Below are 5975 nucleotides of genomic sequence, written 5' to 3'. Positions count from 1 at the left end.
CGCGAAAGGGCCGCGAAGCGGCCCCCGGTCCCTGGCACTGATGCAATGGCTGGGGCCGCTTCGCGGCCCTTTCGCGACGCAAGGCCGCTCCTACAGATCCGCGGTCAGGCTGCTATCTACTCAGCATCCAGGTGCATCGGCGTCACCACCCGCCCATCGCTCTCAGGCTGCCCCAGGTTGGTATCGATGAAATACACCCGGTCATCTTCCAGCTGGCCTTTATCGACCAGGTAATCCTTGATGCTGCTGGCCCGTTCCTGGCCCAGTGTGCGTAGCAGCGCAGTGCTCTCGGCCCATGACTTGATCACGGCCTCGCGCAACTTGGCAGTGCGCTCTTCGCGGCCCAGTTGCTCCCATTCGGCAGGTGGTTGCTGCTTCAGGCGGTTGCGGTAGATGCCTTCAAGCATCGCCGGTTTGTCACTGTCATCGACTACCAGCATGGACGCATTGGCCGGTACCTTGTCGCCCCGGCGCTGCAGGATCTTGTACCAGGTAGCCTGGTATTCGCGTTCCAGCCGCTGCTGGGCGATCAGCGGGCCGTCGCTGGCCTGGGCGCTGGTGCCTTCGATTTCCAGGCGCAGCTCCGGGCGTTCCTTCAGCGCCGAAGCCAGCTTGTCCAGCGAGGCCTGGGCGTCCGGGCCAAGCTCGCTGGAGCCCGGGGCGAAGGCCACGCTGCCCAGATCTTCCGAGCCGCCGCCAGTAACCAGCCCGCCAATGAACTTGAACGGCGCCTGTGCTGCGCGCAGTACCAGGTTGCGCAGGGTCTGCCAGACGATCGGCATTACGCTGAACTGCGGGTTGTTGAGGTCGCCGGACACCGGCAGCTCGATCGAGATCTTGCCCTCGGTATCCTTCAGCAGTGCCACCGCCAGGCGGATCGGCAGGTCCACTGCATCCGGGCTGTCGACCTTCTCGCCCAGTTGCAGCTGCTCCACCACCACCTTGTTCTCGGCCTTGAGCTGGCCATTGGTGATGAGGTAATGCAGGTCGAGGTTGAGCCGCCCCTTGCGGATGCGGAAGCCGGCGAACTTGCCGGAGTAAGGCGTCAGGGTGGTCAGCTCGACGCGCTTGAAGCTGGTGGCGATGTCCAGGCTGGCCAACGGGTTGAACGGGTTGAGTGCACCCTTGATGGTAACCGGCGCGTAGCGGTCGACCTTGCCCTTGACGTCGACCTTGGCCGGTACCGGCTTGCGATTGTCGATGGTGCCGACCTGGCCGTTGAGCTGCTGGATGGCGGTGGCGAAGTTGGGCGTGAGGGACAGGTCAGCGAAGTTGGCCGAGCCGTCGTTGATGTCGATCTGGCCGATGTGGATGCCCAGCGGCTTGCCACTGCTGGCCGGCGCCGGCTTGGCCTGGGCCTGGGCCGGTGCGCCGGCCGGCTGCGGGATCAGCAGGTCGTTGATGTTGGTGGTGCGGTCTTCGTTGATGATGAAGCGCGCATAGGGCTGCAGCAGGGTCACCTTGTCGATCGACAGCGCGTCGCCATGTACGTAGGACAGACCGTTGACATTCACCTGCTGCCATTTGACGAAATCGCGGCTCTTGATGGTATCGAGGGTATGCAGCTGGCTCACCTGTGCCTTGCCGGTGACGGTGAAGGCCAGCGGTGCGGTGTTCTTCAGGTCGACATTGAGGTCGCTGGAGAGCATGCCGCTGCGCAGTTCCAGGAGAATGAACGGGCTGATATAGGCCTGGGCCACGCGCAGGTCAATGTCGCGAGTGCTGACATCCAGCTTGGCCCATATCGGCGCCAGGTTGACCTGGCCGGTTGCCTGCAGCTTGCCTTGTCTTCCCACGCCAGTATCGAGCTTGAGGGTGAAGGGTGACTGGTTGAGGCTGTCGAAGCCTTGCAGGTCAGCGTTGAGCGGGCCCACGTCGAGGGCCACCGGCTCTTTCTGCGTACGGTCTGCCAGGTGCACCAGGTAATTACGCAGCTGTACGTCCTTGAGCAGTACCTGCCAGGGCTTGCTCGGTTCTTTCGCTGCTTGTTCCTTGGGGGTGGGCTCGGCGGCGGCCGGTTCGGCCTTTTCCTTCGGCGTCGCCTTGGCCGGCTGGCTGGCGAACAACTTCTGCCAATCGAGCTGGCCGTCTTTTTCCAGCGCAGCCCAGGTTTCCAGTTTTTCGCTGCGGATCTTGCCCACGGTGACCAGTTGCTTGACCAGGTCGACTGAGGTCTCGCTCACCTCCAGGCTGGCCAGGCGAGCCAGCGGGCGACCATCCGGCGCCTTGATGGCGAACGGTGCGATGCGCAGCGAGGCGTTGTCCAGCAGTAGTTCGGTCTGCTTGGCGAGGTTGAGCTTGTAATGGGTGTCGAGGCTGACCACACCCTCTTCCAGCACCAGGGGCACGGCATCGCGTACATAAGGCCAGAACGCCTTCATCTTGCCTTCGGTGACTTTCAGTGTGCCCTCGGAGGCGATCGGCGCCAGGCTCAGCGTGCCTTTCCAGTCGATGCGCCCGCCGTTCGGGCCGTTCGCCACCAAGGTCATGTCGGCATTGTCGTTGGGCAAGGTGCTGAGGTTCTTCAGCTCCAGGTTCATGTTGTCGTAGAGGAACTCGATCGGCTCGCTCGGGCGCAAGTCTTCGAAGTGCAGGTAGCCTTCGCTCAGCTTGATGCTGGCGATGCGCAGCGGGAACGGGTCGCTGGGCGGCTCGTCGGGCTTGGCCTGGCTGGCGGGTAGCTTGAACAGGCGAGTCAGGTTGAGCGTGCCGTCCTTGGCGAACAGCACTTCGTTGCGCGGCTTGAGCAGTTCCACCGCTTCCAGGTGCAGTGCACCGCTCCACAGGCTGTCGAGCGAAAGATTGGCATACAGCCGCTCAAAGCCGACCTGTTCCTTGCCAGGCTCGCCGATCTGCAGACCCCATAGCGTCAGTTCGAGGCTGAAGGGGTTGAGTTCGATCCGTTCAAGGTGGGCAGGCACCGTCGCGTACTGAGCCAACTGCTGGTTGGCGATGCGCAACGCGACACCGGGAAGGACGAGAAAGCCAAGAAGGCTGTAGAGGGCTACCAAGGCCAGCAGTGCGCCTGCGGCGCGAGTCAATCCTTTGTACATGTGTCGCTTCGTCTGTCTAAGCAGGAGAGCTTGGAGTATGGCACGTTAAATCAGTTCCGCAGCGGCGACCATTGGCCTTCATTCGATGCCCATGCGCCGTTTGGCCCGCTGTGCCGAGCCGTTACGCATGGCCCAGCGCAGCACCGGCGCGGTGCGTCGCAGGCCCAGGCGGATCATGCGCCGCTGCAGCGGGCCGTGCTGCAGGCCGAGCATGGCCTGGGCCCAGTCCGGTAACAGGTCGAGGCCAGCGTGCAGCATCAGCTTGCCCACCGGCTGTGCCAGGCGGCTGGGAGCGGGAGCATCGAGCAGAATCTCGAGCACCTGGCGGCTGCGGGCGTCGCAGCGCAACTGCGGGCGCATGTGTTGCAGGTAGTTCTCGACCTGCTGGCGCGAACGCGGCACGTTGCGTGCGCCCAGCCGCTCGGCGATCAACGCGATCTCCGCGTAATAGGCGTCCTGTGCGGCGGGTGCAAGCTGCGGATTGCAGTAACGCAGGTGGGCATTCAGGAAACTGCTGACCTCCGCCACGTGCACCCAGGTGAGCAAGTCCGGGTCGCTGGCGGCGTAGGAACGGCCGTCCGGTGCGGTACCGGTTACCTGCAGGTGGATGGTGCGAACCTTTTCAATCAGCCATTCGGCATCGCGGGTGGCGCCGAAGGTAGTGCCGGAGATGAACTGACTGGTACGCCGCAGGCGCCCGAGCAGGTCTTCCCGGAAGTTGGAGTGATCCCACACCCCGGCTAGGGCCAGCGGGTGCAATAGCTGCAACATGAGGGCGCTGATGCCGCCCACCAGCATGCTCGGGAAGTCGCCATGCACTCGCCAGCTGATGCTGTGCGGGCCGAACAGGCCGGGGTCGCCCTTGGGGGATTCCAGGTCGAGCTGGCCGAGGGCCAGCCCGGTAAGGCTCATGACCTGGGTTTCGATGCGGCGGCGAAGGGCTTCCATGGCGACCTGTCATGCAGGGTGGCCATGCGAGCGGCCACCGGTTACTGGTTGAGGCGTTTGTCGATCAGGCCCTGTACCACGCTGGGGTCGGCCAGGGTCGAGGTATCGCCCAGGTTGTCCAGCTCGTTGCAGGCGATCTTGCGCAGTATACGCCGCATGATCTTGCCTGAGCGTGTCTTGGGCAGTGCCGGGGCCCACTGGATCAGCTCGGGTTTGGCGAAACTGCCGATTTCCTTGCTGACCAGGGCCAGTAGTTCGGCCTTGAGCGTATCGTCCGGCGTTATCCCGTTCATCGTCGTGACGAAGGCGTAAACCCCTTGGCCCTTGAGGTCGTGGGGATAACCGACCACGGCCGCTTCGGCAACGCTGTCATGCAGCACCAATGCGCTTTCCACTTCGGCGGTACCGATGCGGTGCCCGGAGACATTGATCACGTCGTCGATACGCCCGGTGATCCAGTAGTCGCCATCGGCATCGCGGCGAGCACCGTCACCCGTGAAGTAGTAGCCGGGCATGGGCTTGAAGTAGGTGTCGACCATGCGCTGGTGGTCGCCATAGACGCTACGGATCTGCCCTGGCCAGCTTGCCTTGATGACCAGCAGGCCGGCACCCGGGCCTTCGATCTGCTTGCCCTTGTCATCCAGCAGCACCGGTTGCACGCCGAACATGGGCTGGCTGGCACAGCCGGGCTTGAGCACCTGCGAGCCAGGCAGGGGGGTGATCATGATGCCGCCGGTTTCGGTTTGCCACCAGGTATCGACGATGGGGCAGCGCTTCTGTCCGACGGCTTCGAAATACCATTCCCAGGCTTCCGGGTTGATCGGCTCGCCGACGCTGCCGAGCAGGCGCAGGCTCTGGCGCGAGGTGCCCCGCAGCGGCCCGTCGCCTTCGCGCATCAGGGCGCGCAGGGCGGTTGGGGCGGTGTAGAAGATGTTCACCTTGTGCTTGTCCACCACCTGCCAGAAGCGCGAGGTGTCGGGGTAGTTGGGCACCCCTTCGAACATCAGCGAGATCGCGCCATTGGCCAGCGGGCCATAGACGATGTAGCTGTGGCCGGTGACCCAGCCGACGTCGGCAGTGCACCAGAACACCTCGCCATCACGGTAGTCGAACACCACCTTGAAGGTAAGGGTGGCCTGCAGCAGGTAGCCGCCGGTGGTATGCAGCACGCCCTTGGGTTTGCCGGTGCTGCCGGAGGTATACAGGATGAACAGTGGATCTTCGGCCTCCATCGGCTCGGCAGGGCAATCGTCACCGGCCTTTTCGGTTGCCTCGTGGTACCAGAGATCGCGGCCTTCGGCCCAGGCGACATCAGTGCCGGTGCGGCGTACCACGAACACGCTGCTGACTGCGGGGCAGCTGGCCAGGGCCTTGTCGACGTTGTGTTTCAGCGGGATGCGCTTGCCACCGCGCACGCCTTCATCGGCGGTGATCACGGTGCGGCAGTCGGCGTCGAGAATGCGGTCGCGCAGGGCATCGGGCGAGAAACCACCGAACACCACCGAGTGGATGGCGCCGATGCGGGTGCAGGCGAGCATGGCGAAGGCAGCCTCGGGGATCATCGGCATGTAGATGCACACCCGGTCGCCTTTCTTCACCCCTCGCGCCTTCAGGGCATTGGCCAGGCGGCAGACCTGACGGTGCAGTTCGCGGTAGGTGATGGCCTTGGCATCCTTGGGGTCGTCACCTTCCCATAGCAACGCGGTCTGGTCGCCGCGCCGGGCCAGGTGGCGGTCGATGCAGTTGTAGCTGACATTCAGCTGGCCACCGTCGAACCAGCGTGCCTGGCCGGTGTTCAGGTCGCACTGCTGCACGCTCGACCAGGGCTTGATCCAGTCCAGGCGCCGGGCTTGCTCGGCCCAGAAAGTTTCGGGGTCGTCGACCGACTGGCGGTAGAGGCGGCGATAGTCGTCGGGGGTGAGTGCGGCGGACTGGCTGACAGCCAGGGCCTGCGGGTAGTTGCGGATATCGAAC

At 64.2% G+C, this 5975-nt stretch carries 3 protein-coding genes; all 3 read right to left on the bottom strand.

Annotated features, from left to right (window positions below; translation table 11 throughout):
- Window positions 1-116: 116 nt before the first annotated feature.
- Window positions 117-3053, bottom strand: a complete 2937-nt coding sequence (locus QSV36_RS23175; protein ID WP_289134833.1) for a DUF748 domain-containing protein — start codon at window positions 3051-3053, stop codon at window positions 117-119.
- A 78-nt stretch (window positions 3054-3131) separates the two neighbouring features.
- Window positions 3132-4001, bottom strand: coding sequence for an oxygenase MpaB family protein (locus QSV36_RS23170; protein ID WP_289134831.1), 870 nt, complete (start codon window positions 3999-4001; stop codon window positions 3132-3134).
- Between the two features lie 41 nt (window positions 4002-4042).
- On the bottom strand, window positions 4043-5968 hold the full coding sequence (gene acs / locus QSV36_RS23165) for an acetate--CoA ligase (protein ID WP_502945748.1): 1926 nt from the start codon (window positions 5966-5968) through the stop codon (window positions 4043-4045).
- Between the last annotated feature and the right edge of the window lie 7 nt (window positions 5969-5975).

This window comes from Pseudomonas sp. BCRC 81390 (assembly GCF_030341915.1).
GTDB lineage: Bacteria > Pseudomonadota > Gammaproteobacteria > Pseudomonadales > Pseudomonadaceae > Aquipseudomonas.
This window is presented reverse-complemented; position numbering and strand designations above follow the sequence as displayed.